The organism is Actinophytocola algeriensis (assembly GCF_014203735.1).
GTDB classification, from domain to species: domain Bacteria; phylum Actinomycetota; class Actinomycetes; order Mycobacteriales; family Pseudonocardiaceae; genus Actinophytocola; species Actinophytocola algeriensis.
Window position 1 is genome coordinate 440,713 of record NZ_JACHJQ010000001.1, and the last position, 26,732, is coordinate 467,444.

Genomic DNA, 26,732 nt, shown 5'->3' on the forward strand with positions numbered 1-26,732 from the left:
CGTTCTCCTCGTGGATGCAGGGGTCCAGCGCATGAACGGAGATCCACTGTCCACTATGTGGTCTAGACCACGTCTCGTCAAGTGGTACAGACCAACTGGCAAATGTGAGGGCGCTGGCTACGCTGGTCGTCGGGTACGCGACGCCGCCGCCCTGGAGGTCCCATGTCGGCCCGAGGCAAGCTCGAGAAGTTCCTCATCCCCGAGACGATCTTCGGGATCGGCAGCCTCGCGGAGGTCGGGGCCGCGGCCCGCGGGGCGGGCGGGTCCCGCGCGCTGCTGGTCACCGATCCCGGTGTGCTGGCGGCCGGGTGGGTCGACAAGGCCGTGCCGCACCTGCGGGACGCCGGTCTCGCGTACGAGGTGTGGTCCGGCGTCACCCCCAACCCCAAGGACCACGAGGTCGAGGCCGGGTTCGCGGTCTACCGGGAGCGGGGCTGCGACGTGGTGGTCGCCATCGGCGGCGGCAGCCCGATCGACGCGGCCAAGGCCATCTCCGTGCTGTCCGGCAACGGCGGCCGGATCCTCGACTACGAGGGCATCGACACCGTGGGCAAACCGATCCCACCGATGGTGATGGTGCCGAGCACCGGCGGGTCCGGCGCGGACGTGTCGCAGTTCTGCGTCATCACCGACACCACGCGACGGATCAAGTGCACGATCGCGGGCCGTGCGCTGGTGCCGGACATCTCGGTGACCGACCCCAGCCTGCTCACCACCATGCCGCCGGAGCTGTCCGCGCACACCGCCATGGACGCGCTGAGCCACGGCATCGAGGCGTACGTGTCGCGCGCGGCGAGCTTCCTGTCCGACGGGCACGCCCTCGCCGCCGTCCGCGGCGTCCTGGAGCACCTGCTGCCGACCATGGACGACCCCGGCGACCTGCGTGCCCGCGAGGGCATCGCGCGGGCCAGCCTGCAGGCCGGGATCGCGTTCACCAACGCGCTGCTCGGCGCCACGCACGCGATCGCCCACCAGATCGGCGGCTACCTGGAGGTGCCGCACGGGCTGCTGAACGCGATCCTGCTGCCGCACGTGATGCGGTTCAACGCGGCGACGCACCCGGAGCGGTACACCGGCGTGGCCGCCGCGATGGGCGTCGAGACGCAGCGGCTCACCCCGCAGGAGGCGGCGGAGGCGGCGATCGCGACCGTGCAGCGGCTGCGGGAGAAGGTCGGCATCCCACCCGGACTCGCCCGGGTGGGCGTCCGGCGCGAGCACCTGCCGCGGTTCGCGGAGAACGCGCTGCACGACGCGTACATCACGACCAACCCGAGGGTGGTGAGCAAGGAGGATGTCGAACAGATCTGCCTTGCCGCGCTCTGAGGAGTGGCTGGAGCGGCTCACCGGCGCGCGGTCGTCGAAACCGACGTTCTACGCGGAGTGGCGCCGCACGAGCCACGGCCTGGACCGCGCGGTCGAGGCGCTGCGTGCGATCTCGGCCGCGCTGTGCACGACCACGAGCGGCCCCGACGCGTTGTGCGCGGCCGTGGTCGACGCGCTGACCAGGCACTTCGGTGAGGGTGTCGTGTCGCTGAAGCTCGGCGCCTGCCAGGACGGCGTTCCGGTGCTGGTCGACGGTGCTCCGGTCGGCGCCCTGCTGGTGGCGCGGCCCGGTGACAGTGGCGCCCCTGACGCCCCTGACGCCCCTGACGCGTCTGACGCCTCTGACACCCCTGACGACAGCGACCTCGACGAGAGCGACCTCGCGATCCTCCAGATCGTCGCCAACCAGCTGGCGGTGGCACTGCAGAACGCCGTGCTGTACCAGGAGGCGCGTGAGCAGGCCCGTGAGCTCGCGGAACGCAACCGGCAGCTGGAGGTCGCGCACCGCAGGCTCGGTGAGGCGGGACAGCGGCAGCTGATCAGCCAGGAGCGGCACCGCATCGCCCGTGAGCTGCACGACAGCGTGGCGCAGCACCTGATCAGCATCGGCATGAACCTGGAGTGGTGCGGCCGCAACGAGCCGTCGCCCGTGGTCGGCAGGCGGGTGGTGGTGACCAAGGAGCTGACCCGCGCGGCGCTCACCCAGCTGCGCGCCGCGATCTTCGAACTGTCCGAACTGGACGGTCACGGTGGCGGGATGCGGGGCGTGCTGGTGGAGCTGGCGCGCGAGTTCCGCGCGATCACGCCGCTGCGCGTGCGGGTCCGCGTCCGGGGCGAGCCGGTGGTGCTGCCGCTCGCGACGCAGCACGCGTTGTTCCACATCGCGCAGGAGGCGATGTTCAACGTGGTGCGGCACGCGTCGGGCGGGAGCGTCTGGGTCGACCTGGCGTACGGCGCGGGCACGGTCGCGCTGACCGTGTCCGACGACGGCACCGGCGACCCGGCGGCGATCGCGGACCTGCTGAGTCGATCGGCGGCGCCGGCCGGGCTGGGCAACATCCGCGAACGCACCCGCGAGCTGCACGGCTCGGTGCGGGCACTCGCGCGCCGCGGCGGCGGGGTGCGGATCCGCGTGACGGCACCGACCGATGGCTGAGCGCACCCGCGTGGTGATCGTGGACGACCACACGATCGTCCGCGAGGGCCTGCGCTCCATCCTCGAACTGGAGCCGGACATCACGGTGGTCGGCCACGCGGCGAGCCCGGCGGAGGCGCTGTCGACGGTCGCGGCCACGCAGCCGGATGTCGTGCTGCTGGACCTGAAACTCGACCGGGACGGCCCGGTCACCGGCCTCACCCTGTGCGGCGACCTCGTCGCGCGACACCCGGCGGCGAGCGTCGTGGTGCTGACGACGTTCCACGACCGGACGCTCGTGATGGAGGCACTTCGCCGCGGCGCGAAGGGCTACGTGCTCAAGGACGTCGACGTGGTGGACCTGTTGAAGATCATCCGTGGTGTCCGCACGGGGTCACTGATGGTCCACGTCGCGTCCGAACCGGACAGTCCGAGGCTCACTCGTCGTGAACTGGAGATCATGCGCCTGCTCGCCCGCGGGCTGACCAACCGGGAGATCGGCAAGGCGGCGTTGATCAGCGACAGCACGGTCAAGTTCCACGTCCGCGGCATCATGCGCAAGCTCGCCGTCCACCACCGCGCGGAGGTCGTCTACGCCGCGACGAAGCTCGGGATCCTGTAGCACCCTGCCCGTTCGGGTAGGTGCGGTCCTGTCCGCCCGGTCAGTTACGCCTGCTCCGTCCGGCTCGTAGTTTTCCTTGTACGGACTGGGAAAGGGTGAGCGGAATGCCGGACAATCGGGTTGTCGTCTACCAGGGACCGGGGAAGGTCGGCGTCGAGGGGGTCGAGTACCCCAGGCTCGAGCTGCCGGACGAGGTGGTCAACGGGCTGGGGCTGGCGAAGGGCGCGCCGCACGCGGTCATCCTGAAGGTCGTCACGTCCAACATCTGCGGCAGCGACCAGCACATGGTCCGCGGCCGCACCACCGCGCCGATCGGCCAGACGCTCGGGCACGAGATCACGGGCGAGGTCGTCGAGGCCGGTGACGACGTGCTGTTCCACAAGATCGGTGACATCTGCTCGGTGCCGTTCAACATCGCGTGCGGGCGGTGCCGGATGTGCAACGAGGGCAAGACAGGCGTGTGCCTGAACGTGAACCCGGCGCGGCCCGGCGCCGCCTACGGGTACGTCGACATGGGCGGCTGGATCGGCGGGCAGGCCGACTACGTGATGGTCCCGTTCGCGGACTTCAACCTGCTCAAGTTCCCCGACCGCGACCAGGCGCTGGAGAAGATCCTCGACCTGACGATGCTGTCGGACATCTTCCCGACCGGGTACCACGGGGCGTACACGGCCGGCGTGACGACGGGTTCCACTGTGTACGTGGCCGGTGCGGGACCGGTCGGGCTGGCGGCCGCGCACGCCGCCCAGCTGCTCGGTGCGTCCGTGGTGATCGTCGGGGACATGGTGCAGGAGAGGCTGGCGCAGGCGCGCAGTTTCGGTTGCGAGACGGTCGATCTCTCCGCCGACGGGACGTTGTCGGAGAAGATCGACGATGTTCTCGGCGAACCCGAGGTGGACGCCGCTGTCGACGCTGTGGGGTTCGAGGCCCGTGGGCACGGGGCCGGGGCGGCCGAGCAGCCCGCGACCGTGCTCAACGACGTGATGACGATCGCCCGGGCCGGTGCTTCGCTGGGAATTCCGGGGTTGTACGTGACCGGGGACCCCGGGGGGATCGACGAGCACGCGAAGGTCGGGCAGCTGGGGGTGCGGATCGGGCTCGGGTGGGCCAAGTCGCACCGGTTCACCACGGGGCAGTGCCCGGTGAAGCAGTACAACCGGGTGCTGATGAACATGATCCTGTCGGGACGGGCGCGGATCGCTTCTGCCGTGAACGCCACGAAGATCTCGCTGGACCAGGCCCCGGAGGGGTACCAGCAATTCGATCACGGGGCGGCTCGCAAGTACGTCCTTGATCCACACGGGATGGTGCCGGCTTAGTGCCGGTCCCCTGCGGGCGCTTCTCTTCTGGGGAGGCGCCCGCAGGTCTGTGGATGGTTGTTCCGGTTTGTGGGTGTTGTCCTCGCCGGAGGTCCTGCTTCGTCGGGTTTGTGCTCGCCGGACGTTCTGCATGGTGTGGTTTGTCCTCGCCGGAGGGGCAGGTCTCCGAGATGGCAGGCAGCCTCGGGGGCGCTGTGGCCCGGCCTGCGCACCCTGACGACGTCCCGTTGTGCCGTGAAAGGCGCTTTCACGGCAAACCAGCCCACCCCGGCACGGGCATCACCGCCGGCTTGGCCGGACCCGCCGCAGGACCCGGCAAACGTTGGTGGACCCAGCACTAGCCGCGGCTGCCGCCGCGCAACCCATGCGGCTACGCCGCACCTCGCGCCCCCGCCATCCACCCACTGAGACAGTGCGTGAACCGCCAGTTGACGACGTGGTCTTGCGCACGTCACCGGCTCGGAAGTGAACCGGGATTTGCTAAGTTCGGTGTGCTGACGAGGAGGTGGCCGAATGGCCGAGGACCGGCACGCGTGGGTTGAGCCGGGGGCGTACGAGGTGGCCCCCGGTGTGCACCGCATCCCGTTGCCGTTGCCCACTGACGGGCTGCGTGCGGTGAACATCTACGCCATCGAGTCCGGTGACGGCCTCGTCCTCGTCGACTCCGGGTGGGCGCTCGAGGTCGCGGAGCGGCAGCTCGAGACCGCGCTCGGCACGCTGGGCTACGACTTCGGTGACATCCAGCGGTTCCTCGTCACGCACGTGCACCGTGATCACTACACACTCGGGGTCTCGCTGCGGAAGATCTACGGCAGCAAGATCGCGCTCGGGATCGGCGAGCAGCCCTCCCTGGAGCGGATCATGGCTCGGCGGCTCGACGGCCAGGTCAGCGAGATGATCCGGTGGGGGGCGTCGCCGCTCATGCAGGAGTGGCGGGAGCAGTTCGTCGACCGGGACGAGCGGGAGGCGCCCGCCCGGTACGAGGAGCCAGACGAGTGGCTCGACGGCACCACCAAGATCGAACTCGGGGACCGGACGCTCGTCGCGCTGCCGACGCCGGGGCACACGCAGGGGCACGTCGTCTTCGTCGACGAGCAGGCCGGGGTCCTCTTCGCGGGCGACCACGTGTTGCCGCACATCACGCCGTCGATCGGGTTTCAGCCCGCGCCCGCGAAGCTGCCGCTCGGGGACTACCTCGACAGCCTCCGCCTGGTGCGGTCCTACCCGGACCTGCGCCTGCTGCCCGCGCACGGGCCCGTCACCGCGAGCGTGCACGCGCGTGTCGATGAACTACTGGCACATCACGAGGAACGGCTCGCCGAATCGCTCGCGGCGGTGCGCGACGGGGCAGGCACCGCGTTCGAAGCGGCGCGGCGGCTGGGGTGGACCCGTCGGCACCGCCGGTACGACGACCTCGACCTGTTCAACAAGACACTCGCGGCGGGGGAAACCGCGGCTCATCTCGACGTGCTGGTCGTGCGGGGTGACCTGCAGTCGTCCACAGTGGACGGAGTGGTCGAGTACTCGGTCACTCGACAGGGGTCTTGATGGCCCCGTTCTCGTCGACTGTGTCGAGTCCCAGCATCGCGAGCAGGTTCGCGCAGTCCTGCGAGTCCGACGCGTGGCAGGCGACGGTCATCGCCGCCTTGCGGTTCTGAATGGCGTAGTGAACTTTCTCGCTCGCCCGCGCTTCGGCGAAGCGGCCTTGCTCAAGGGTCGGGCTGGCGTGTCGTGCCCAGGTCATGCGGAGCCTTTCTGCCTGTCTGCCGCGGTGGCGTCGGGGCCATCTGCGGCAGCGCCATCGCTGATCGTATCGCTCGGTAATCGGGGGTCCGATCGGCACGATCGTCCGGGGAAACCTCCCGGCGGTCGCATCCTGACACTCGCGGCGGGCTTCACACCACCCCCGCGCTGGTCTGACCGCCGGTAACACGTGCACTAAAAAGATCGCTTATCGCCAGGTGAACCAGGCTTTAGGGTTTTAACCTCTCAGATTATTCCCAGCTTTCACGTATATTAGCGTGAAGCACGTTCCGGATTCGGTCGATCACCCGGGGTGGGCGTGTTCACCCCGGGATCACGGACGCGAACATGTTCGTAACGTTACCCTGGGTGTTCGGCGAGGAGTTTTCTCGCCCGTGCCGCGGCGCGGGCCGCGATGCCTGCCAGCTCGTCGGGATCAATGCCCGGCGCGGGCGGGACCAGCAGTTTTCTCGGTGGTCCGGACACCGGCGGCAGCGCGGGAAGCGGTTTCGGCTCGGGTGCCTGCGCGGGAGCCGGCCGAACGCGTGCCGCGGCCCTGCGGCGCAGCTCCTCGGTGAGGTCGTCCTGACCGAGGCCACGCAGCAACAACAGTACGAACGGGTCCGCGTCGAGCAGCCACGCCGCCTGGAAACACAGTGCTGCGGCGTGCGTGCACGGCAGTTCCCAGCCCTCGCAGTCGCATTCCGGTTGCAGATCGCCGATTCCCGGCAGCAACGTGACATCCGCATCCGCGGCGGCTTCCACCAGGTCATTCGGCATGTCCCGGTCGAGCAGCGCGGCGATGTGGCCTGCCTTCGCGGCGACCTCGTCGAGGAACCGCCGCCACTGCGCGTCGGACAGCCGGTCGACGAGCACGACCGTGTGGTGCACCGCGCCGTCGTCGCTCGTCACCTGCGCCGCGATGCGGCCCGCGCTGACCGTGATCGGCCCGACGAGGCCCGCGTAGGCGAACTTGCGGCCGCGTTTGAGCTGTGCGAGGTCCAGCGACGTGTCCTCCATCGCCTGCAGCCACGCGTTGCCCCACCACGTGCGCGCGAAGCGCCCCGGCTTCCTTTTCGTGACAGGAAAAGCGGGGAATCCGGTGCCGATCGGCTCGCTGCGTTCCTCTGCTACCACGTCGTCTTCCCTCCTCTCGTGCTCGTCAGTCCAGACGGTGCCCGCTCCGTCGCTCCGCTCGCGATCGCACTCACAGGGCCTCCCTCAGTTCCACCAGCTCTGCCAGCTGTGCGTCCGACAGCTCGGTCAGCTCCGCGTCGTCCTGCTTGCCCAGCACGGCGTCCGCGAGCTCCTTCTTGGCCGCCAGCATGGTGGCGATGCGGTCCTCCAGGGTCCCCTCCGCGATGAGCCGGTGCACCTGCACCGGCCGGTCCTGACCGATCCGGTACGCCCGGTCGGTGGCCTGCGCCTCGACCGCCGGGTTCCACCAGCGGTCGTAGTGCACGACGTGATCGGCACGTGTCAGGTTCAACCCGGTGCCCGCCGCCTTGAGCGACAACAGGAACACCGGCGGCTCCGCGCTCTCCTGGAACGCCCTGACGAGCTCGTCCCGCTGCCGCACCGGGGTGCCGCCGTGCAGGAGCTGTGTGGGCACACCCCGCTCGCCGAGGTGCCGCTCCAGCAGCCGCGCCATCGTGACGTACTGCGTGAACACCAGCAGTCCGCCGCCCTCCGCGCGGATCGTGTCGACCAGCTCGTCCAGCAGCTCCAGCTTCCCGGACCGGCCCGGCAGCACACCGTCCTTCTCGCCGAGGTACTGGGCCGGGTGGTTGCACACCTGCTTGAGCGCGGTGAGCAGCTTGAGCACGAGCCCTTTCCGTTGCATGCCGGTGGTTTCCCGGATCCGCGCCATCGTCTCGCGCACCACCGCCTCGTACAGCCCGGCCTGCTCGCGGGTCAGGCCGACCGGCCGGTCGGTCTCGGTCTTCGGTGGCAGCTCGGGGGCGATGCCGGGGTCGGACTTGCGGCGCCGCAACAGGAACGGCGTGATCAACCGGGTGAGGTGCGCGGCCACGACCTGGTCGCCGGACTCGACCGGCTGCGCCCACCGCGCCCGGAACTCGCCCAGCGAACCCAGCAGGCCGGGGGTCGTCCAGTCGAGGATCGCCCACAGCTCGGACAGGTTGTTCTCGACCGGCGTGCCGGTGAGCGCGACCCGTGCGGTCGCGGAGATGCGCCGCAGGGCCCGCGCGGTGTCCGACCTCGGGTTCTTCACGTGCTGCGCCTCGTCAGCCACGACGAGGTCCCAGTCCACGGTGGACAGTTCGTCGGCGTCGAGCCGCATCGTGCCGTACGTGGTGAGCACGAACCCTTCGGTGTCCACAATGGCGCGACCGCCACCGTGGTAGCGGTGCACGGGCACACCGGGTGCGAACCGGCGGATCTCCCGCTCCCAGTTGCCGAGCAGCGACGCCGGGCACACCACGAGCGTCGGCCCCGCCGCGCGGTGCAGGTGCAGCGCGATCAACGTGATCGTCTTGCCGAGGCCCATGTCGTCGGCGAGGCAGCCGCCCAGCCGCAGCTCGGTCATCCGCGCGAGCCACCGCAGGCCGCGCAGCTGGTAGTCGCGCAGTGTCGCGGTCAGCGCCGCGGGCTGGTCCACGGTTTCCGTGCTGGACAGCTTGTCCCGCAACAACTCCAGGGGCCTGCTCGCCGCGACCGGCACCCACTCGCCGTCGACGTGCGCGCGGCCGGTGAGCGCGGCGCCGAGCGCCTCGACCGCCGTGAGCGGCTTCAGCACCCGGTCCCGCGCCAAACGGGCGATGTCGGGCGCGACCAGCGTCCACCGGTCCCGCAGCCGCACGACCGGCCGGTGCGCCTCGGCGAGCAGGTCCATCTCGGCCTCGGTCAGGGGCGCACCGCCGGCCGCGACCTGCCACGAGAAGTCCAGCACGCCGTCGAAGAACGACGGCAGCTCCGTGCCGCCGACCAGCGCCGACGCCGTCACGTCCCGGTCCAGCTCCCTCGGCCAGTGCACGGGCACGCCCGCGGCGGCCAGGGCCTGCTCGCCGCCGCCCGCCAGGTCCCGCACCTCGTCGTCGGACAGTTCCAGCTGGTCCGGCACGGCCAGTTCCAGCAGCCGCGCGAGGGGTGCCCAGGCCTGCGCGGCACGCCGGACCTCCAGCACGGCGTCGAGCCGCTCCTGGTGCTCGAACACCTCACCCGCCCACACCGCGGCCGCGTCGGCGACCACCCCCGGCTCGGCCATGCTGTGCACCTGGAGCACGGCGGTGAGCGCGTCACCGGTCAGCTCGACCCGCAGCGACACCCGCGCGGACCGGTCGTGTTCCGCCGCGATCGCCGCCGCCCAGTCCCGCAGTTCCGGCACGTGGTGCGGGACCGGGTCGGCGAACGGCGTGGTGGCGCCGGGCTCGCGCGCCAGCCGGTCGGCGACCTGGTCGAGCTGCCCGCGCGTGATCCCCAGCCGTCGCATCCGGTCCACATCGGACGGGTCGAGCGGTCCGACCCGCCACGCGGCGTACCCGTCTGCGGTCACCGTGGGCAGGAGGCGGCCACGGGCGACCAGGTGCAGCGCGAGCAACTCGGCCTCGGTCATCGATCTCCTATCGGGAGAGGCGCTGGAAGCGGCGGACGGACAACGGGGCGAAGATCGCGATCAGGACCACCGGCCACACGATCGCCATCAGCAGTGCGTGCTCGGCGACCCACGAGTCGGCGCCCCAGGACGGGTTGCCGAACAGGTCGCGCGTCGCCGCGACCGTGGAGGACAACGGGTTCCACTCCGCGATGGTTCCCAGCCAGCCCGGCATCGTCCCCGGCGCCACGAACGTGTTCGACAGGAACGTGACCGGCCACACCAGGATCTGCACCATCACCACGTTCTCCGGCCCCTTGATCACCAGGCCGAGGAAGATCCCCAGCCACAGCAGCGCGAACCGCAGCAGGAGCAGCAGCCCGACCGCGGCCAGCACCTCGGCGGGGCCGGTGTGCGCCTGCCAGCCGATCAGCAGCCCGGCGGCCATGATCACGGCGAGGCTGAGCGCCGAGTTGAGCATGTCCGCGCCCGCCCGGCCGGAGACCACCGCGGACGGCGCGATCGGCATCGAGCGGAACCGGTCGGTCACGCCCTTCTGCGCGTCCGTGCTGACCGCGATCATGGTGGCTTCCAGGCCGAACGCCATGGTCATGGCGAACATGCCCGGCACGATGAACTCGCGGTACCCGTCGCCGCCGCCCGGCACGGTCATCGCGCCGCCGAACAGGTAGCCGAACATCAGGACCATCAGCACCGGGAACAGCAGCCCGATGATCACCGGGCCCGGGTCGCGGGTCCAGTGCAGGATGTCGCGGCGGGTGATCGTCCACCCGTCGGCGAGGGCGTACCTCATGCGGCCACCTCCTTCTTCTCGTCACCGGTCAGGTGCAGGAACACCTCGTCCAGCGTCGGCCTGCGCAGTGCCACGTCCTCGACGGCGAGGCCCGCCTCCCGCAGTGCCCGCACCGCGTCGCCGAGGGCGGCGAGCGGGTCGGTCACTGGTGCGCTGACCATGCGGTTGTCGAGGTCGGTCTCGGGTGCCGCGCCCGCGACCCTCTCGACGACCCTGGCGGCCTCCGGCAGCGCCGCCACGTCGTGGAGGACCACGTCGAGCCGGTCGCCGCCCAGCCGTGCCTTGAGCGCGGCCGGGCTGCCCTCGGCGATCACGCGGCCGTGGTCGACGACCGAGATCTCGCTCGCGAGCTGGTCGGCCTCGTCGAGGTACTGCGTGGTCAGCAGCACCGTCGTGCCCTCGCGGACCAGTGCGCGGACCGCCTCCCACACCTCGTTGCGGCCACGCGGGTCCAGACCGGTGGTCGGCTCGTCGAGGAACAGGACGCGGGGCCGCAGGATCAGGCTCGCGGCGAGGTCGAGGCGCCGCCGCATGCCGCCGGAGAACTGCTTCACCGCCTTGGTGCCGGTGTCCGCGAGGTCGAACCGGTCGAGCAGTTCGGTCGCGCGGGCCCGGGCGTCGCGGGTGTTCAGGTGGTAGAGCCGGCCGAACAGCTCGAGGTTCTGCCGCGCGGACAGGACCTCGTCGACCGCGGCGTTCTGGCCGACCAGCCCGATGTGCGCACGCACCTGGTCGGGCCGGGCCATGACGTCGAAACCGGCCACCTCGGCGCGGCCCCCGTCGAGTTTCAGCAGCGTGGTGAGGATGCGGACGGCGGTGGTCTTGCCTGCGCCGTTCGGGCCGAGCACCCCGTGCACGGTGCCCGCCGCGACGGTCAGGTCGACCCCGTCGAGCGCGGTCTTGTCGCCGAACCGCTTGCGCAGTCCCTCGGCGACGATGGTCGGGCTCACCTGTCAGCTCCCTTGTCGTACGTTGTACGGAATTTGGTCGAACGCTACCGTACATCGTACGAAGATTCTAGGATGTTACGGCGATGGCAAAAAAAGATGAGAGCGCTGCTGAGACCAGGCACTACGGCGGCCGCGGCGACCCGGTGCGCAGCATGGAGCTGCTGTGGGGGACCAGCCCCGGGCCCAGGTCACGCGGCCCGAAACAGGGCCTCACGGTGGAGCGGATCGTGCAGGCGGGCATCGAGATCGCCGACGCGGAGGGCCTGGCGGCGGTGTCCATGCGCCGCGTCGCCGACCGGCTCGGCGTCGGCACCATGTCCCTCTACACCTACGTGCCGTCGAAGGCCGAGCTGGTCGACGTGATGTTCGACCGCGCGATCGGCACCGCGGCCCGGCCGGAGGTCGAGGGTGGCTGGCGGGAGAAGCTGACGGCGGTGGCGCGGTCCGAATGGGACCTCTACCGGCGCCACCCGTGGCTGCTGCAGGTCATGGCCATGTCGCGGCCGCCGCTGGGCCCGAACAGCATCGCGGGCTACGACCACCAGCTCCGCGCCGTCGACGGTGTCGGTCTGACCGAGCTGGAGATGGACTCGGTGGTCAGCATGGTCGGCGTGTACGTCCAGGGCACGGCCCGCGCGGCCGCGGAGGCGGCGGCGTCGGCGCGGGACACGGGCCAGACCGACGACGAGTGGTGGTCGGTCTACGCGCCGCTGCTTGAGAAGGTCTTCGACGCGGACAAGTACCCCGTGGCGGCCCGCGTCGGCGCGGTGGCGGGCGAGACCTACCAGTCCGCCTACGACGCGACGCACGGCTTCGAGTTCGGCCTGGCCCGCATCCTCGACGGCGTGGAGTCACTGATCAGTTCGCGCCGGTGACCGTGGTTCGGCCTTTCGGCTGATTGTCACTTTGTCCGTTTGGTGTGACTCTCCGTCAATGAACTCGTCGACGGCGACGACGGTCTTCCTGCCGGTCGCGCTCGGGATCGTCATGTTGGGGCTGGGCCTGTCGCTCACCGTCGCCGACTTCACCCGAGTGGTGCGGTACCCGAAGGCCACGATCGTGGCGCTGGGCTGCCAGATACTCGTGCTGCCCGCGGTGTGCCTCGGGCTGGTGCTGCTCTTCGACCTCGATCCCGTCCTGGCGGTGGGCATGATGCTGCTCGCCGCCTCGCCCGGCGGGACCACGGCGAACCTGTTCAGCCACCTCGCGCGCGGGGACGTGGCGCTCAACGTCACGCTCACGGCGATCAACTCGGTGCTCGCCGTCGTGACGCTGCCCATCGTGGTGAACCTCTCGCTCGCCGGCTTCCTCGGGGACGGCGACGACGCGATCGGCCTCCAGCCGGCCAAGATGCTGCAGGTGTTCGCGATCGTGCTCGTGCCGGTCGCGATCGGGATGCTGATCCGGCGCAAGGCGCCCGACTTCACGGAACGTATGCGCGGACCGGTCAAGATCGCCTCGATCCTGGTGCTCGTCGCGGTGATCGTCGTCGCGGTGTGGCAGGAGCGGGACAACGTGCTCGGATACCTCCGGGACGTCGGCCTCGTCGCGGTCCTGCTGTGCGTGTTCAGCCTCACGATCGGGTACCTCGTGCCCCGCGCGGCGAAGATCGAGAGGCGGCAGTCGATCGCGTCCGCGTTCGAGATCGGCGTGCACAACTCGACCCTCGCCATCACGATCGCGCTGTCGCCGTCGCTGCTGAACAGCGCGGAGATGGCGGTTCCGGCGGCCGTCTACGGCATCCTCATGTTCATCCCGGCCGGTGTTCTCGCGTACCTCTTCGCACGTGACCGGGAACCCGCACCGATCCAGTAGGCGGCAAAGGTCACACCCTGTTGTGCGACTCGCGGCCCGATCGGAAATACTGGCGAGTAACAAGTAAGACTGACACTCTTCAGGCCTTGCTCAGTCACTGTCGCCGGATGCGGGAGAGCTCGTGGTCGTTCGACTTATTCTCGGTCTGCTGATCACCGTCGTGGTGCTCGGCGTAGCGGCCCGGCGTGCGAAGTTCCTGTCCGACCTGATCAAGTCGGGTCAGCCGGTGGACCGCTTCGACCACCTCGGCCAGCGGCTGTGGGCGCAGGTCAAGGAGGTCTTCGGGCAGCGCAAGCTCCTCAAGTGGTCCATCCCGGGCGCGGCCCACGCGTTCACCTTCTGGGGCTTCGTCATCCTCATCTCGGTCTACCTGGAGGCCTACGGCGTCCTCTTCGACCACGACTTCCACATCCCGCTGATCGGCCGCTGGTCGGTACTCGGGTTCGTCCAGGACTTCATCGCGGTCATGGTCCTGGTGTCGCTGGTGGCGTTCGCGATCATCCGGTACCGGCAGGCGCCCGAGCGCAAGGAGCGGGCCTCCCGCTTCTACGGCTCGCACACCGGCGGCGCCTGGCTGATCCTCTTCATGATCTTCAACGTCATCTGGACGTTGTTCCTGTTCCGTGGTTCGGCCGCGGCGCTGGGCAACTTCCCCTACGAATCCGGCGCGTGGGTGTCGCTCGGGGTCGGCGAGCTGCTCGAAGGCGTGGACCACACGGCGCTCGAGTGGATCGAGTCGATCGGCCTGCTCCTGCACATCGGGGTGGCGCTGTCGTTCCTGATCATCGTGCTCTACTCGAAGCACCTGCACATCTTCGTCGCGCCGATCAACGTCTCCACCAAGCGCCTGCCGGACGGGCTCGGCCCGCTGCTGCCGATGGAGTCCGACGGCAAGCCGATCGACTTCGAGGATCCCGGCGAGGACGACGTCTTCGGTCGCGGCAAGATCGAGGACTTCACGTGGAAGGGCATGCTCGACTTCGCCACGTGCACCGAGTGCGGGCGCTGCCAGAGCCAGTGCCCCGCGTGGAACACGGGCAAGCCGCTGTCGCCGAAGCTCGTGATCATGGACCTGCGCGACCACCTGTTCGCGAAGGCGCCGTACCTGATCGGCGGCCAGGAGGTGCCCGACCACTCCGGTGTCGACGTGCTGGCGCTCGCCGAGGGCGACAACGGCCACCGCGGGGTGCCCGAGTCCGGCTTCGGGCGCGTTCCGGGTTCCGGTGCGGAGCAGGCGGTGCGGCCGCTGGTCGGGTCGGCCGAGGTCGGCGGCGTCATCGACCCCGACGTGCTGTGGTCCTGCACGACCTGCGGCGCGTGCGTCGAGCAGTGCCCGGTGGACATCGAGCACGTCGACCACATCGTCGACATGCGCCGCTACCAGGTCATGATCGAGTCGGAGTTCCCGTCCGAGCTGGGCACCCTGTTCCGCAACCTGGAGAACAAGGGCAACCCGTGGGGCCAGAACAACAACGCGCGCATGGACTGGGCGAAGGACCTGCCGTTCGAGGTGCCGATCTACGACGGCACCCTGGAGCCGGACGTCGAGTACCTGTACTGGATCGGCTGCGCGGGCTCGTTCGACGACCAGGCCAAGAAGACCGTGAAGGCCACCGCCGAGCTGCTGCACATCGCGGGCGTCAAGTACGTGGTGCTGGGCAACGAGGAGTCCTGCACCGGTGACCCGGCGCGGCGCGCGGGCAACGAGTTCCTGTTCCAGATGATGGCGCAGCAGACCGCGGAGATGCTCAACACCGTGTTCGAGGGCCGCGAGCCGGAGAAGCGGAAGATCATCACCACCTGCCCGCACTGCATGAACACGCTCGCCCGCGAGTACCCGCAGCTGGAGGGCATGATCCCGACGTTCGAGGGCACGAACGGGCACTGGGACGTGCTGCACCACACGCAGGTACTGAACCGCCTGGTCCGCGACAAGAAGCTGACGCCCGTCAAGCCCCCCGAGGGCAGCACGCCGGTCACCTACCACGACCCGTGCTACCTGGGCCGCCACAACAAGGTCTACGAGGCGCCACGCGAGCTGGTCGGCGCGACCGGCATGGAGCTGACGGAGATGCCGCGCCACGCGGACCGCTCCCTGTGCTGTGGCGCCGGCGGCGCGCGGATGTGGATGGAGGAGCACCTCGGCAAGCGCATCAACCTGGAGCGCGTCGACGAGGCACTGGACACGAACGCGAAGGAGGTCGTCACGGGCTGCCCGTTCTGCCGCGTGATGATCACCGACGGCCTCGTGCAGCGCCAGAGCGAGGACAAGGGCACCGACGTCCAGGTCCGCGACGTCTCCCAGATGCTCCTGGAGTCGGTGAAGCGCGGTCAGAACGCCTGACGGACCCAACGCGACGAAGGGCTCCTCGGTCACGTCGGGTGTGAGGAAGGACTCCTTCGTCACGCCCGGTGTGAGGAAGGAGCCCTTCGTTGCGCCCGAGGTGAGGAAGGGCCCCTTCATCACGCCCGGTCAGGCGCTCTAGCCGGATTCGTCCCGGGCTCGGCCGGGGTCACAGACACTGGGTCGGTGATCTCCGGAGGAAAGCCCGCTGGCCGGGTGCGACTTGACCGGGTGGTGATCCGGTTCGCCGGTGACTCGGGTGATGGGATGCAGCTCACCGGTGACCGGTTCACCTCCGAGGCCGCCGCGTTCGGGAACGACCTCGCGACGCTGCCCAACTTCCCCGCGGAGATCCGCGCGCCCGCGGGCACGCTGCCGGGTGTCTCGTCGTTCCAGCTGCACTTCGCGGACGACGACATCCTGACGCCGGGTGACCGGCCGGACGTGCTCGTCGCGATGAACCCGGCCGCGTTGAAGGCGAACATCGGCGACGTGCCGCAGGGCGGGACCCTGCTCGTCAACACCGACGAGTTCGTCAAGCGCAACCTCGGCAAGGTCGGCTACGACGCGAACCCCCTCGAGGACGGCTCGCTCGACGCGTACCAGCTGCTGCCCGTCGCGATGGCGACGCTCACGCAGGGCGCGCTCGCCGACACCGGTCTGTCGAAGAAGGACGCCGAGCGCTGCAAGAACATGTTCGCGCTCGGGCTGCTGTCGTGGATGTACGGCAGGCCGACCGAGGGCACGGAGCGGTTCCTGCGGGAGAAGTTCGCCCGCAAGCCCGACATCGCCGAGGCCAACGTCCTCGCGTTTCGGGCGGGCTGGAACTACGGCGAGACGACCGAGGCGTTCGCGACCACCTACGAGGTCGCGCCCGCGAAGTTCCCGCCGGGGGAGTACCGCCAGATCACCGGCAACGCCGCGCTGTCGTACGGGATCGTCGCGGCGGGCCAGTGCGCGCAGCTCCCCGTGTTCCTCGGCAGCTACCCGATCACGCCGGCGTCGGACATCCTGCACGAGCTGTCGAAGCACAAGAACTTCAACGTGATCACCATGCAGGCCGAGGACGAGATCGCCGGTGTCGGCGCCGCGCTGGGCGCGGCGTACGGCGGCGCACTCGGGGTCACGACCACGTCCGGGCCGGGCATCGCGCTCAAGGCCGAGACGATCGGGCTCGCGGTCATGCAGGAGCTGCCGCTGCTGGTGATCGACGTGCAGCGCGGCGGCCCGTCCACCGGGCTGCCGACCAAGACGGAACAGGCGGACCTGCTGCAGGCCCTGCACGGCCGCAACGGCGAGTCGCCGGTGCCGGTGCTGGCGCCGCTGTCGCCGGGGGACTGCTTCGACGTCGTCATCGACGCGGTCCGGATCGCGTTGCGGTACCGGACGCCGGTGCTGGTCCTGTCGGACGGCGCGCTCGCGAACGGGTCCGAGCCGTGGCTGATCCCGGACGTCGACGAGCTGCCGGACCTCCGCGTCACGTTCGCGACCGAGCCCAACGCGACGGACGGCAGCGGTGAGCACTGGCCGTACGTCCGCGACGAGTCCCTCGCCCGCGAGTGGGCCATCCCGGGTACGCCGGGTCTGCAGCACCGCATCGGCGGGCTGGAGAAGGCCGACGGCAAGGGCAGCATCTCCTACGACCCGGACAACCACGACCGGATGGTCCGGCTGCGCCAGGCCAAGATCGACGGTGTCGAGGTGCCCGGTCTCGAGGTCGAGGACCCCGGCGGCCACGCGGACGTGCTGGTGCTGGGCTGGGGTTCGACGTACGGGCCGATCGGCGCCGCGTGCCGGGCGATCCGCAAGAGGGGGCAGTCGATCGCGCAGGCGCACCTGCGGCACCTGAACCCGTTCCCCGCCAACCTCGGCGAGGTGCTGGCGCGGTACGGGACGGTCATCGTGCCGGAGATGAACCTGGGGCAGCTGTCGCTGCTGCTGCGCGCCAGATACCTGGTGGACGTGGTGTCGTACACGAAGGTGGCCGGCACGCCGTTCATGGAGTCGGAACTGGTCGACGTGTTCTCCGAACACCTGGGCACGACGTTGGCGGAGGCGGCCTGATGACCACTGTGGACCTGGAACTGGGGCTCAAGCCGAAGGACTTCAAGTCCGACCAGGAAGTGCGCTGGTGCCCGGGCTGCGGGGACTACGTGGTGCTCAACGCCATGCAGTCGTTCCTGCCGTCGCTGGGGCTCAAGCGCGAGAACATCGTGTTCATCTCCGGTATCGGGTGCTCGTCGCGGTTCCCGTACTACATGAACACCTACGGCATGCACTCCATCCACGGCCGCGCCCCGGCCATCGCCACCGGTCTCGCCGTCACGCGGCCGGACCTGTCGGTGTGGGTCGTGACCGGTGACGGCGACGCGCTCTCGATCGGCGGCAACCACCTGATCCACGCGCTGCGCCGCAACGTGAACCTCAAGATCCTGCTGTTCAACAACCGGATCTACGGGCTCACCAAGGGCCAGTACTCGCCGACGTCCGAGACGGGGAAGCTGACCAAGTCGACGCCGATGGGGTCGCTGGACCACCCGTTCAACCCGCTGTCGCTGGCGATCGGCGCGGAGGCCACGTTTGTCGCGCGGACGTTGGACAACGACCGCGCGCAGCTGACGTCGATCCTCACCGCCGCCGCCCAGCACCGCGGGTCCGCGCTGGTGGAGATCTACCAGAACTGCCCCATCTTCAACGACGGCGCCTTCGACGTGCTCAAGGAACCGGGTGAGAAGGAACAGCGCCTGATCCCCGTCGAGCACGGGCAGCCCATCCGGTTCGGGCCGGACCGCGAGCACGCCGTCCTGCGCAACGACCGCGGCGGCCTGGAGATCGGGCCGTATGACGAGAACAGGGTGGTCGTGCACGACGCGACGACCGACGACCCGGCCTACGCGTTCGCGCTGTCCCGGCTGTCCACACAGGACCTCGCGCACACCGTGACCGGGGTCTACCGCAACGTCGACCGGCCGACCTACGACGACCAGGCCCGTGCGCAGGTGAGCGCGGCGACCGACGCGAAGCCCGCCGACCTGCGGTCACTCCTCCGGGGTCGCGACACCTGGACGGTCGGCTGAGCAGCGCAGCCACACCGGACTCCGCGTCCCCCACTCCCATTCCCGGTACGCGCGCACGACCAGCGCGTGGAACCGCCGCCGTGCGGCCGGGCCGGCGTCGACGAGAACGACCGCCGGCCTGAGGCTGCGTGGCACGCCCTGATGCGTCATCTCGGCCTCCTTCACGCGCTGTGGCCAGGATGCGAGCCGCGCCTCGAATCTCGCTCGCAACACGGATGAGAACTCGCGGTAGCGGTCCCTTTACCACGAGTGGCGATGATGAGGACCGGCTGTCGAGCGGCCTTCCAGCCGCATTCCAGCGGCGGTGAGGAAACTCACAGGGAGCCCTGCCACTCGAGCCACTGGAGGGAGCGGAACCATGGTGGAACTGAAGATCTGGACGACACGCCAGCGGTTCAAGGTCGCCGCCCTGCCCAAGCGCGTCTACGAGCTGGTCGCCGACATCGAGGGCTGGCCAACGGTCTTCGACACGGTGGCCACCGTCGAGCCACTCGGGATCGAACGGGCCTGCGAGCGGTTCCGGATCGTCGAGCGGTCGGGGAACTCCTGGGTCTCGGTGCGTGAGGCGAACCCGAGGCGGCTGCAGGTGCGGTACCGGCGGACCGACGCCCCGACGCCGCTCGAGTCGATGGCCGGCGTGTGGCGGATCGAGCCGAAGGCGGTCGGGGTGGTGGTGGCCCTCGACCACTACTTCAGCGTCGCGGACGACGACGCGGAGACCGCGGCCGAGGCGGGGCGGCGGATCACCGCCATCGGCGCCGCGATGCTCGGCTCGCTGCGGCGGACCGCGGAGTTCGGCGTGGTGACACACCACCTCCCGACCCCCGCCGACCGAGCGGCCCAGGAAAGGAAGGCCTCATGACCTCGTTCGCAGATCTGCCGGTCGGCTCGGTCGACGTGCTGCCCAGCCGCGCCGCGGCGAGCTGGCCCGACCGCGCCGCGCTGCGCACGTCCAGCAGCACGGTGACGTTCGCCGAGCTGGACCGTGCCGTGTCCCGGCTCGCGTTCGGGCTGCGGCAGCGGCTCGGTGGTGACGGGTTGACCGTCGTCGTGGCCGCGCTGCCCGGCACCCACTTCCCGACGGCGTTCTACGCGATCGTCCGCAGCGGCAATGTGGCGGCGCCCGTCACCCCGGACATGCCCGCCGACGCGTTCGCCGATTTCCTCGCGGTGACCCGGGCTCGGGCGGTGGTGCTGGGACGTGCGATGTACGAGCGGGTCCGCTCGGTGCTGCCGGATTCGTTGGAGCTGGTGCTGCTGCTGGACGCGCCTGCCGAGCCTGGTGTGCTGACGTGCGCCGAGCTGTCGACCGGTGGGTCGTTGCTGGTCGAGCCGCGTGACCGGGACGAGCGGGCACCGGCTGCCATCCTGTCCGGGCTGGTGACGCACGAGGCGCTGAAGGTTCGTGCGGCCGCCGTGAACCTGACCGCGGACGCGGTGATCCTGACCACGACCCCTTCGTACGACCCGGTCACCCTGAGCGCGGCGCTGATGACGGGCGCGACCCAGGTGTTGTCCCGTCACGACGACCTGCCGGCCTACCGCCCGCCCACGCACGTGTTGACGGAAGCGGGTTTGACGGCTGCCTGACCTCGCGGGCTCGCGCTGCTCGGCGCGAGCCCACGACGGTGTGGTCTCAGGGCTGGAGGATCTTGTCGTCCGGGGTGTCCGCGAACAGTGAGTCGATCTCCGTCGCGTACTTCTGTGCGATGGGCTTGCGGCGGAGCTTCATGGTCGGGGTCAGCTCGTCGCCGCCCGGCTCCCACGTCGACGGGAGCAGTCGCAGGCGCTTCACCTGCTCCACCCGTGCCAGCTTCTGGTTGCCTTCCTTGACACCGGCCAGCACCGCGGCGCGCAGCTCGGGGTGCTCGACCAGCTCGTCCGGTGACGCGCCGCCGAACCCGTGCTGTTTCGCGAAGGCCGCCGCCGAGTCGGGGTCCAGCACCGCGATCGCCGCCACGTAGGGCCGGTCGTCGCCGATCGCGACCACCTGGCCGACCAGGGACGTCGCCGCCTTGATCGCGTTCTCGATGTTCGAAGGGGACATGTTCTTCCCCGACGCGTTGATGATCAGTTCCTTCTTGCGGTCGACGATCCTGACGTACCCGTCCGCGTCGACCTCCGCGATGTCGCCGGTGTGCAGCCACCCGTCGGCGTCGATGGTCTCCGCCGTCTTCTCCGGGTCGTTGCGGTAGCCGCGCATGATCGTCGGGCCCTTGGTGAGCAGCTCGCCGTCCTCGGCGATCTTGATCTCCATGTCCTTCACCGCGCGGCCGACCGTGCCGAGCTTGGTCTGCCCCGGCGCGTTCGCCGTGGTGGCGCCGCCGGTCTCGGACATGCCCCACACCTCGTACACCGGGATCCCGAGGCCCCAGAAGAACTCGAGGATGTCCGGCGAGATCGCCGACGCGCCGGACGCCGGGCCGGTCACCTCGTCGAGGCCGAGCTTGTCGCGCAGCTTCGCCAGCACGAGCTTGTCCGCGACCCGGTGCTGCGCCGCGAGCACCGGCGGCAGCGGACGTCCCGCCAGCTTGTGCCGGGCCGCCTTGACGCCGGTCTCGATGGCCCAGGTCGCGATCCGCCGCTTGGCGCCGCTCGGCTCCGCCGCGAGCCCGACGTCGATGGCCGCCTTCAGCTTCTGCCACACCCTCGGCACCGCGAAGAACGAGTGCGGGCGCACGTCCTGCAGCGCCTCGGCGAGCTTGGTCAGGTCGGCGACGCACGTGACCTGGATGCCGAACAGGATCGCGAAGTACTGCGCGGTCACCCGGTCCGCGATGTGCGCGGCGGGCAGGTAGGACAGCACCCGGTCGCCCGCGTTGGCGTTGAACAGGATCCGCACCGCGTCCGCCTCGGCGATCACGTTGGCGTGGGTCAGCTCGACGCCCTTCGGCGGGCCCGTGGTGCCGGACGTGTAGATGATCGTCGACAGGTCACCCGGCTCGACGGCCTGCCACGCGGCGTCGAAGTCGAAGTCCGGGTCGCCCTTGGCCTCCAGATCGGCCAGCGTCAGCACACCGTCCACATCGGACACGTCGTCCACGCTCACGATGTGCTCGACCCCGCCGCCCGCCTCCTGGACGCGGGGCAGGAACCGCTCGTCGCAGAACACGACCTTGTTCCCCGCGTTACCGAACAGGTACGCGATCTGCTCCGGCGTCGAGGTGTTGTAGATGGAGAACGGCGCCGCGCCGAGGTGCAGTGCGGCCGCGTCCACGAGGTGGAACTCGGGCCGGTTCGCGAGCATCAGCCCGACCGTGTCACCGCGCTTGACGCCAAGCGCCGCGAGCCCCGCGGCGAGCTTGCGCACCCGCTTGTCCCACTCGCGCCAGGTGATCTCCGTGGCGCCGCCGGGCGTGCGGATGATGACCTCGTCCGGTGTCTTCTTGACGAAATCCTGGAACGACGCGCACAAGGTGCGGTGCAAGGACGTGCGGTGCGAAGACGTCGTTTCGTTCATGTGCCACGCTCCGATGCGCCGGGGTCGGCTCCCGAGTAGGGCGTGATCGTAAGCACCAGTGATGGTCCACGTCCACGTCGAACCGGGCATTGACGACAAACGGAGGCTACTGTCACTATTGGCGACCGGTCAATAACGGTGTGCCAGAAACTTCGCGGCGGCGGCCTCGGTCACGCGCGCAGACGCGCGGGGCCCGCGTGGATCACCCCTGGTCGGTGCGCCAGGGCAGGTGGTCCGGCAGGTCGTCCGGGACCTTTCCAGTCCACTGTGGATCGCGGCGTTGCAGGAACGACATGATGCCCTCGACGGTGTCGGGGTTCGCCGCGCTGCCCGCGATCAGGCGGGAGTCCAGCCGCTGCACCGGGAACGGCGAGTCGGTCTGTGCCGCCCGGTAGAGCATCTGCCGGATCACCGCGACCGACACCGGCGCGGTGGTCCTGATCAGCTCGCGCGCCAGCTCGTAGGCCTTGTCGAGCACCTCGTCCGGCTCGTGCAGTGCGTGCACCATGCCCGCGGCGAGTGCCTCTGGCGCGTCGAACACGCGGCCGCTGACCATCCAGTCCATGGCCCGGCCCAGCCCGACGAGCCGCGGCAGGAACCACGTCGACGCGCCTTCCGGGTACAGCCCGCGCCGCGAGAACACGAACCCGAAGCGCGCGTCGGTGGCGGCGAGCCGGAAGTCCGCGGGCAGGATGATCGTCGACCCCGCGCCGACGGCCGCGCCCCGGATGGCCGCGATGACCGGCTTGTTCATCGCGAAGATCCGCATCGAGCACCGGCCCGCCGGCTCGTGCCACGTCTCGGCGTTGTCCGCGGACAGGTCCAGCCCACCCGCCGACAGGTCGGCGCCGACGCAGAAGTCCTTGCCCGCGCCCGTCAGCACCGCCACCCGTACGGACCGGTCGCGGTCGGCCTCGTCGAACGCCGCCGCCAGCTCGTCCGCCATCGTGACCGTGTAGCCGTTGCGGGCCTCCGGCCGGTTCAGCGTCACCGTCGCGATGCCGTCGGACACCGCATAGCTCACGTGTTCCACAGCGCTCACGTTAGTGCTGTGTCGGGGTTGTCCTCGCCGGGCGGGCTTTGCCTCCGGCGGCTCCTCGCCAGAGGGGCTGGTCTCCCGGGATGGCCGGCAGCCTCGGGAGTGGTGTGTGTGGCTCGCGCCCCGGCGCCTGCGCGCCTTCCGCGCTTCCGCGTTTTCCGTGGCGCCGGTGGTGCTGTGGAGCGCACCGGCCGCGGCTCGTCACGCCAGTGCCATCACGAGCAGATCCCGGCATGCCGCCCGGAGCTCGTTCTCACCGCCGCCGACGCGCGTCAGCTCGTGCAGCGCCAGCCCGTCGAGGTGGGCGACCAAGGTCCGGCCGCGCCGCTCCGGTTCGCTCGCCCCGGCCGCCGCGATGGTCTTCTCGGCCATCAGCCGGAACATCGTGCCGTACTCGAGCATCTTCTCCCGCAGCTCCGGGCGCCGCGTCGACTCCAGTGTCAGCTCGAAGCGGGCGAGCGTGCGTTCGCGGCCCACGGTCAGCCACCGGCGCATGACCGAGGTCAGCAGGTCGGTCAGCGCCTCCAGGTCCACCTCGCCGCCCCGGTCTGGCACGTCGCCGACGTCGAGCGCGTCCAGCTCGGCCATCCGCGCGAGCGCCGCGAAGATCAGCGACTCGCGGGTGCGGAAGTAGTACGAGGTGGAGCCCTCCGCCAGGCCCGCGATGCGGTCCACCGCGCGGTGGGTGAAGCCACGCATGCCCTCGCGCGCGATGGTCGCGATCGCTGCGTCGGCTATCACAGTTCGCCGGTCTGTCACGCCTTCACTCTACGGGTGTAGAGTCCACTACATCTGTAGAGGAGGGGTGTCATGGAAGCGGTAGTGGCAGGCGGGGGCATCGGCGGACTCGCCGTGGCGGCGGGGTTGAGCAGGCGTGGCTGGGACGTGACCGTGCTGGAGCAGACGTCGGAGTTCGGCGTCGTCGGGTCCGCGATCTCGTTGTGGCCCAACGCGTTCCGCGCGCTGGACACGGTCGGCGTGACGCTGGGTGCCGAGCGGCTCGGCGCCGCGGGCGGGCTGCGGGACTGGCGTGGCGGGTGGATCGTCCGCATGGACGACGACGCGGACGCGGTCGCGCACACGGCCAAGGCCGTCGTCGCGCACCGGCACGACCTGCGGACCGCGTTGCTGGCGCGGGTGCCGGACGCCGCGCAGCTGCCGGGGGTGCGGGTCACGGGCGCGCGGGTCGAGGGGGCCCGCGCGGTCGTCGAGCACGACGGCGGCGAACTGTCGGCGGACCTGCTGATCGGTGCCGACGGAGTCCACAGCCCGGTCCGGCGGGCGTTGTGGCCCGAGGCCGCGCCCGCGAGGTACTCGGGGCAGACGGCGTGGCGGCTGATCCTGCCGCGCCCGGAGATCCTCATGGGCGCCGGTGTGGCGATGTGGGCCGAGACGTGGGGGCCGGGCGCGGTGTTCGGCATGTTCCCGATGGCCGACGGCCGCGTGTACTGCTACGGCACGGGCACGGTCCCGCCGGGCACCCGCGGCCCGGACGGTGAACTGGCCGAGCTGCGGCGTCGCTTCGGTGACTGGTGCGAGCCGATCCCGACGATCCTGGCGGGGGCGACCGAGGAACAGGTGCTGCGCAACGACATCTACTACCTGCCCCGGCTGCCTGCCTACGTGCGTGGCCCGGTCGCGTTGCTCGGCGACGCGGCCCACGCGATGACGCCGAACCTCGGCCAGGGCGGCTGCCAGGCCCTCGAGGACGCGGCGACGCTGTCGGTCGCGGTGGAGACACAGCCCGATCTGGCCACCGCGCTGCGGCGCTACGACGCGCTGCGCCGCCCGAGGACACAGGCCATGGGGCGGAAGGCGTTGATGAGCCGGGACGTGTCGCACCTGTCGTGGCCACCGGCGAGGTCGGCCAGGAACGTCCTCCTGCGGGCCATGCCGAAGTCGGTGTTCATCAGGTCGCTGGCGCAACCGTTCAGCTGGCGCCCGGAGGAGGGTCTGGTCCGCGGTTAAACCGCGTGGCGGGCCGCCGCGGTTCGGGGATACTCCCGCCATGTTCCACGAACGGGCGATCGCCCACGTCACGACGTTGTCCTCGGGTGCGCCCGCGGACCCGTCGTGGCGCGTGACGCTGCACTTCCACCCGGACCGCCTCGTGGCCGGGGAACCGATCCTGCGGCTCATGGCGCGCGACAAGGTCTACCGGTCGCAGTTCGAGACCGGGACCAGCAACGGCGGTCTGACCGCACACCCCGGCGGCGACCGCTGGCGGTGGGAGAGCCGGATCTTCGACGGCGCCTACGACGACGCACCGGCCGAGGAACGGCCCAAGTACGGGTCGCTGAACTTCCGCGGCCGCCTGGTCGGCGGGTCGCCGCGCTTCGGCTCGGCCCACGTGCGCCTGCGCCCGCACACCATCGACCGGACCACGTTCTGCTACCCGGACAGCGTGTTCGAGCCCGCGCACTTCGGTGTGGGGGCACGGCTGACCACGCTGGTCGCCATGGCCGAGGCGGACGACAAGGACGCGCTCGACGACTACGTCGAGGCACACGTGCACGGCGTGCTCGACCTCGCGGCGGACGTCGAGGCCCTGGTGCTCGACCCCTGCTACCGCGGCACGGAGATCGAGGCCGCGGCTCAGGCGCTGGCGTGCCCGGTCGAATGGCACGGCGGCTTCACGCTGACCACCACCGAACTGCGCCGCCACCCCGGCTACCGCGGCCCGGAGTTCGTGGCGCTCGGCGAGTCCATCGCCCGCGACGGCCTGCTCGACCCCGGGGTCATCGGCGACGCGTCCCGCACCGGCGCGCACGACGAGCAGGCCCTGAAACGGGTCTGGCACTACGTGGCCCGGTTCGGCAGTCCGGAGATGTAACACCGATCGCACCGGCGGTGTGGTCGGCTGTGCCGCGTGGACCTGCTCGCCGATACGGCTGCCGAGGTGCTCGTGACGGGAGTGGTCGCCCTCGTGGTGGTCACCTTCAGCGAGCTGTGGCGGCCTGCCCGCAACGTGATCACAATCGTGCACGAGGCGGGCCACGCGCTGGTCGCGGTGCTGGCGGGCAGGCGGCTGTCGGGGATCCGGCTGCACTCGGACACGTCCGGGCTCACGCTCACCAGGGGCAAGCCGTACGGGCCGGGCATGGTGTCGACCGCGCTCGCCGGGTACGTCGCGCCGTCGCTGCTCGGGCTCGCGTTCGCGGCGCTCGTCGGGGCCGAGCTGACCGCCTCGGTGCTCGTGGTGTGCGGGGTGCTCCTGCTCGGTGTCCTGGTGATGGTGCGCAACGTGTACGGGTTCTTCTCCGTGCTGCTGACCGGCGCCGTGCTGTTCGGGGTCGCCTGGTGGACCAGTCCCGTCGTGCAGGCCGCGTTCGCGCACCTGATCACGTGGTTCCTCCTGCTGGGTGGTGTTCGTCCGGTCGGTGAGCTGCAGAGCAAGCGGCGGCGCGGGTGGGCGCGGGACTCGGACGCCGACCAGCTCGCGCGGCTCACCGGGACGCCCGGCCTGTTGTGGGTGGGCATGTTCTTCTTCGTCAACCTGGGTGCGCTGGCACTCGCGGCAATGTGGTTGTTGGGGTGA

At 70.3% G+C, this 26,732-nt stretch carries 24 protein-coding genes; 15 read left to right on the plus strand and 9 right to left on the minus strand.

All coding sequences use genetic code 11. The features are described 5' to 3' along the window. The first annotated feature begins 162 nt into the window (after nucleotides 1–162). The 5 genes from FHR82_RS02035 (at nucleotide 163) to FHR82_RS02055 (ending at nucleotide 5,947) form a co-directional block, all read left to right on the plus strand. On the plus strand, nucleotides 163–1,323 hold the full coding sequence (locus FHR82_RS02035; protein WP_184808483.1) for an iron-containing alcohol dehydrogenase: 1,161 nt from the start codon (nucleotides 163–165) through the stop codon (nucleotides 1,321–1,323). Then, nucleotides 1,310–2,479, plus strand: a complete 1,170-nt coding sequence (locus tag FHR82_RS02040) for a sensor histidine kinase (protein ID WP_184808484.1) — start codon at nucleotides 1,310–1,312, stop codon at nucleotides 2,477–2,479. The genes FHR82_RS02035 and FHR82_RS02040 overlap by 14 nt, the downstream gene beginning before the upstream one ends. Then, nucleotides 2,472–3,080 carry a response regulator gene (locus FHR82_RS02045; RefSeq protein ID WP_184808485.1) on the plus strand — a complete coding sequence of 203 codons (609 nt, stop codon included), beginning with the start codon at nucleotides 2,472–2,474 and terminating at the stop codon, nucleotides 3,078–3,080. Before FHR82_RS02040 ends, FHR82_RS02045 begins: the two co-directional genes overlap by 8 nt. Nucleotides 3,081–3,184: 104 nt before the next feature. After that, nucleotides 3,185–4,399 (plus strand): formaldehyde dehydrogenase, glutathione-independent, encoded by a 1,215-nt coding sequence (fdhA, locus tag FHR82_RS02050; RefSeq protein WP_184808486.1) that lies wholly within the window; start codon nucleotides 3,185–3,187, stop codon nucleotides 4,397–4,399. Nucleotides 4,400–4,912: 513 nt separating this feature from the next. Beyond that, nucleotides 4,913–5,947 (plus strand): MBL fold metallo-hydrolase, encoded by a 1,035-nt coding sequence (locus tag FHR82_RS02055; protein WP_184808487.1) that lies wholly within the window; start codon nucleotides 4,913–4,915, stop codon nucleotides 5,945–5,947. On the opposite strand, the gene FHR82_RS02060 is transcribed toward FHR82_RS02055, so the two are convergent. The 5 genes from FHR82_RS02060 to FHR82_RS02080 all read right to left on the minus strand — a co-directional run bounded on the left by FHR82_RS02060 (nucleotide 5,928) and on the right by FHR82_RS02080 (nucleotide 11,459). Next, entirely contained in the window at nucleotides 5,928–6,143 is a 216-nt protein-coding gene (locus tag FHR82_RS02060; protein WP_184808488.1) for a hypothetical protein, read from the minus strand. The two genes, FHR82_RS02055 and FHR82_RS02060, sit on opposite strands and share 20 nt — an antisense overlap. Nucleotides 6,144–6,502: 359 nt before the next feature. Then, nucleotides 6,503–7,279 carry an SWIM zinc finger family protein gene (locus FHR82_RS02065; RefSeq protein WP_184808489.1) on the minus strand — a complete coding sequence of 259 codons (777 nt, stop codon included), beginning with the start codon at nucleotides 7,277–7,279 and terminating at the stop codon, nucleotides 6,503–6,505. 70 nt (nucleotides 7,280–7,349) lie between these two features. Further along, entirely contained in the window at nucleotides 7,350–9,716 is a 2,367-nt protein-coding gene (locus tag FHR82_RS02070) for a DEAD/DEAH box helicase (protein WP_184808490.1), read from the minus strand. Between the two features lie 7 nt (nucleotides 9,717–9,723). Continuing rightward, entirely contained in the window at nucleotides 9,724–10,509 is a 786-nt protein-coding gene (locus FHR82_RS02075; RefSeq protein ID WP_184808491.1) for an ABC transporter permease, read from the minus strand. Then, nucleotides 10,506–11,459, minus strand: a complete 954-nt coding sequence (locus FHR82_RS02080; RefSeq protein WP_184808492.1) for an ATP-binding cassette domain-containing protein — start codon at nucleotides 11,457–11,459, stop codon at nucleotides 10,506–10,508. The genes FHR82_RS02075 and FHR82_RS02080 overlap by 4 nt, the downstream gene beginning before the upstream one ends. 83 nt (nucleotides 11,460–11,542) lie before the next feature. Between FHR82_RS02080 and FHR82_RS02085 the strand changes: the two genes are divergently transcribed. From FHR82_RS02085 to FHR82_RS02105, 5 genes are all read left to right on the plus strand, one after another. Next, entirely contained in the window at nucleotides 11,543–12,334 is a 792-nt protein-coding gene (locus tag FHR82_RS02085; protein ID WP_184808493.1) for a TetR/AcrR family transcriptional regulator, read from the plus strand. A gap of 58 nt (nucleotides 12,335–12,392) precedes the next feature. Beyond that, entirely contained in the window at nucleotides 12,393–13,274 is an 882-nt protein-coding gene (locus tag FHR82_RS02090; RefSeq protein WP_184808494.1) for a bile acid:sodium symporter family protein, read from the plus strand. Nucleotides 13,275–13,395: 121 nt separating this feature from the next. Continuing rightward, a complete protein-coding gene (locus FHR82_RS02095; protein ID WP_184808495.1) occupies nucleotides 13,396–15,618 on the plus strand; it encodes a heterodisulfide reductase-related iron-sulfur binding cluster in 2,223 nt (740 codons plus the stop codon). A 186-nt stretch (nucleotides 15,619–15,804) separates the two neighbouring features. Next, complete coding sequence (locus FHR82_RS02100; RefSeq protein ID WP_311770827.1) at nucleotides 15,805–17,682, plus strand: 2-oxoacid:acceptor oxidoreductase subunit alpha; 1,878 nt, start codon at nucleotides 15,805–15,807, stop codon at nucleotides 17,680–17,682. Further along, on the plus strand, nucleotides 17,682–18,695 hold the full coding sequence (locus tag FHR82_RS02105) for a 2-oxoacid:ferredoxin oxidoreductase subunit beta (RefSeq protein ID WP_184808496.1): 1,014 nt from the start codon (nucleotides 17,682–17,684) through the stop codon (nucleotides 18,693–18,695). Before FHR82_RS02100 ends, FHR82_RS02105 begins: the two co-directional genes overlap by 1 nt. On the opposite strand, the gene FHR82_RS02110 is transcribed toward FHR82_RS02105, so the two are convergent. After that, entirely contained in the window at nucleotides 18,657–18,845 is a 189-nt protein-coding gene (locus FHR82_RS02110) for a hypothetical protein (protein ID WP_184808497.1), read from the minus strand. The two genes, FHR82_RS02105 and FHR82_RS02110, sit on opposite strands and share 39 nt — an antisense overlap. Before the next feature lie 208 nt (nucleotides 18,846–19,053). On the opposite strand from FHR82_RS02110, the gene FHR82_RS02115 reads away from it, so the two are divergent. Both FHR82_RS02115 and FHR82_RS02120 read left to right on the plus strand, forming a co-directional pair. After that, nucleotides 19,054–19,557 carry an SRPBCC family protein gene (locus FHR82_RS02115; protein ID WP_184808498.1) on the plus strand — a complete coding sequence of 168 codons (504 nt, stop codon included), beginning with the start codon at nucleotides 19,054–19,056 and terminating at the stop codon, nucleotides 19,555–19,557. Continuing rightward, entirely contained in the window at nucleotides 19,554–20,285 is a 732-nt protein-coding gene (locus tag FHR82_RS02120) for a class I adenylate-forming enzyme family protein (RefSeq protein WP_184808499.1), read from the plus strand. Before FHR82_RS02115 ends, FHR82_RS02120 begins: the two co-directional genes overlap by 4 nt. Nucleotides 20,286–20,331: 46 nt before the next feature. On the opposite strand, the gene FHR82_RS02125 is transcribed toward FHR82_RS02120, so the two are convergent. The 3 genes from FHR82_RS02125 to FHR82_RS02135 all read right to left on the minus strand — a co-directional run bounded on the left by FHR82_RS02125 (nucleotide 20,332) and on the right by FHR82_RS02135 (nucleotide 23,953). After that, nucleotides 20,332–22,155: an AMP-dependent synthetase/ligase gene (locus tag FHR82_RS02125; RefSeq protein ID WP_184808500.1), complete on the minus strand. Its 1,824-nt coding sequence runs from the start codon at nucleotides 22,153–22,155 to the stop codon at nucleotides 20,332–20,334. 202 nt (nucleotides 22,156–22,357) lie between these two features. Next, the gene (locus tag FHR82_RS02130) at nucleotides 22,358–23,197 is read right to left on the minus strand and encodes an enoyl-CoA hydratase-related protein (protein WP_184808501.1); all 840 of its coding nucleotides are present in this window, start codon (nucleotides 23,195–23,197) and stop codon (nucleotides 22,358–22,360) included. 198 nt (nucleotides 23,198–23,395) lie between these two features. After that, complete coding sequence (locus FHR82_RS02135; RefSeq protein ID WP_184808502.1) at nucleotides 23,396–23,953, minus strand: TetR/AcrR family transcriptional regulator; 558 nt, start codon at nucleotides 23,951–23,953, stop codon at nucleotides 23,396–23,398. 51 nt (nucleotides 23,954–24,004) lie between these two features. Between FHR82_RS02135 and FHR82_RS02140 the strand changes: the two genes are divergently transcribed. From FHR82_RS02140 to FHR82_RS02150, 3 genes are read left to right on the plus strand one after another with little or no spacing between them, the layout of a single operon-like run. Further along, nucleotides 24,005–25,162 carry an FAD-dependent monooxygenase gene (locus FHR82_RS02140; protein ID WP_184808503.1) on the plus strand — a complete coding sequence of 386 codons (1,158 nt, stop codon included), beginning with the start codon at nucleotides 24,005–24,007 and terminating at the stop codon, nucleotides 25,160–25,162. 40 nt (nucleotides 25,163–25,202) lie between these two features. Further along, complete coding sequence (locus FHR82_RS02145) at nucleotides 25,203–26,027, plus strand: DUF3626 domain-containing protein (protein ID WP_184808504.1); 825 nt, start codon at nucleotides 25,203–25,205, stop codon at nucleotides 26,025–26,027. 36 nt (nucleotides 26,028–26,063) lie between these two features. Further along, nucleotides 26,064–26,732, plus strand: coding sequence for a M50 family metallopeptidase (locus FHR82_RS02150; RefSeq protein WP_311770828.1), 669 nt, complete (start codon nucleotides 26,064–26,066; stop codon nucleotides 26,730–26,732).

Excerpts from the sequence above, each read along its gene's own strand:
- FHR82_RS02145 (WP_184808504.1), top strand. The coding sequence starts at position 25,203 with ATGTTCCACGAACGGGCGATCGCCCACGTCACGACGTTGTCCTCGGGT.
- FHR82_RS02125 (WP_184808500.1), bottom strand. The coding sequence starts at position 22,155 with ATGAACGAAACGACGTCTTCGCACCGCACGTCCTTGCACCGCACCTTG.
- FHR82_RS02075 (WP_184808491.1), bottom strand. The coding sequence starts at position 10,509 with ATGAGGTACGCCCTCGCCGACGGGTGGACGATCACCCGCCGCGACATC.
- FHR82_RS02110 (WP_184808497.1), bottom strand. The coding sequence starts at position 18,845 with ATGACGCATCAGGGCGTGCCACGCAGCCTCAGGCCGGCGGTCGTTCTC.
- fdhA (WP_184808486.1), top strand. The coding sequence starts at position 3,185 with ATGCCGGACAATCGGGTTGTCGTCTACCAGGGACCGGGGAAGGTCGGC.
- FHR82_RS02115 (WP_184808498.1), top strand. The coding sequence starts at position 19,054 with ATGGTGGAACTGAAGATCTGGACGACACGCCAGCGGTTCAAGGTCGCC.
- FHR82_RS02035 (WP_184808483.1), top strand. The coding sequence starts at position 163 with ATGTCGGCCCGAGGCAAGCTCGAGAAGTTCCTCATCCCCGAGACGATC.
- FHR82_RS02060 (WP_184808488.1), bottom strand. The coding sequence starts at position 6,143 with ATGACCTGGGCACGACACGCCAGCCCGACCCTTGAGCAAGGCCGCTTC.
- FHR82_RS02070 (WP_184808490.1), bottom strand. The coding sequence starts at position 9,716 with ATGACCGAGGCCGAGTTGCTCGCGCTGCACCTGGTCGCCCGTGGCCGC.
- FHR82_RS02045 (WP_184808485.1), top strand. The coding sequence starts at position 2,472 with ATGGCTGAGCGCACCCGCGTGGTGATCGTGGACGACCACACGATCGTC.
- FHR82_RS02090 (WP_184808494.1), top strand. The coding sequence starts at position 12,393 with ATGAACTCGTCGACGGCGACGACGGTCTTCCTGCCGGTCGCGCTCGGG.
- FHR82_RS02140 (WP_184808503.1), top strand. The coding sequence starts at position 24,005 with ATGGAAGCGGTAGTGGCAGGCGGGGGCATCGGCGGACTCGCCGTGGCG.
- FHR82_RS02120 (WP_184808499.1), top strand. The coding sequence starts at position 19,554 with ATGACCTCGTTCGCAGATCTGCCGGTCGGCTCGGTCGACGTGCTGCCC.
- FHR82_RS02105 (WP_184808496.1), top strand. The coding sequence starts at position 17,682 with ATGACCACTGTGGACCTGGAACTGGGGCTCAAGCCGAAGGACTTCAAG.
- FHR82_RS02085 (WP_184808493.1), top strand. The coding sequence starts at position 11,543 with ATGGCAAAAAAAGATGAGAGCGCTGCTGAGACCAGGCACTACGGCGGC.
- FHR82_RS02055 (WP_184808487.1), top strand. The coding sequence starts at position 4,913 with ATGGCCGAGGACCGGCACGCGTGGGTTGAGCCGGGGGCGTACGAGGTG.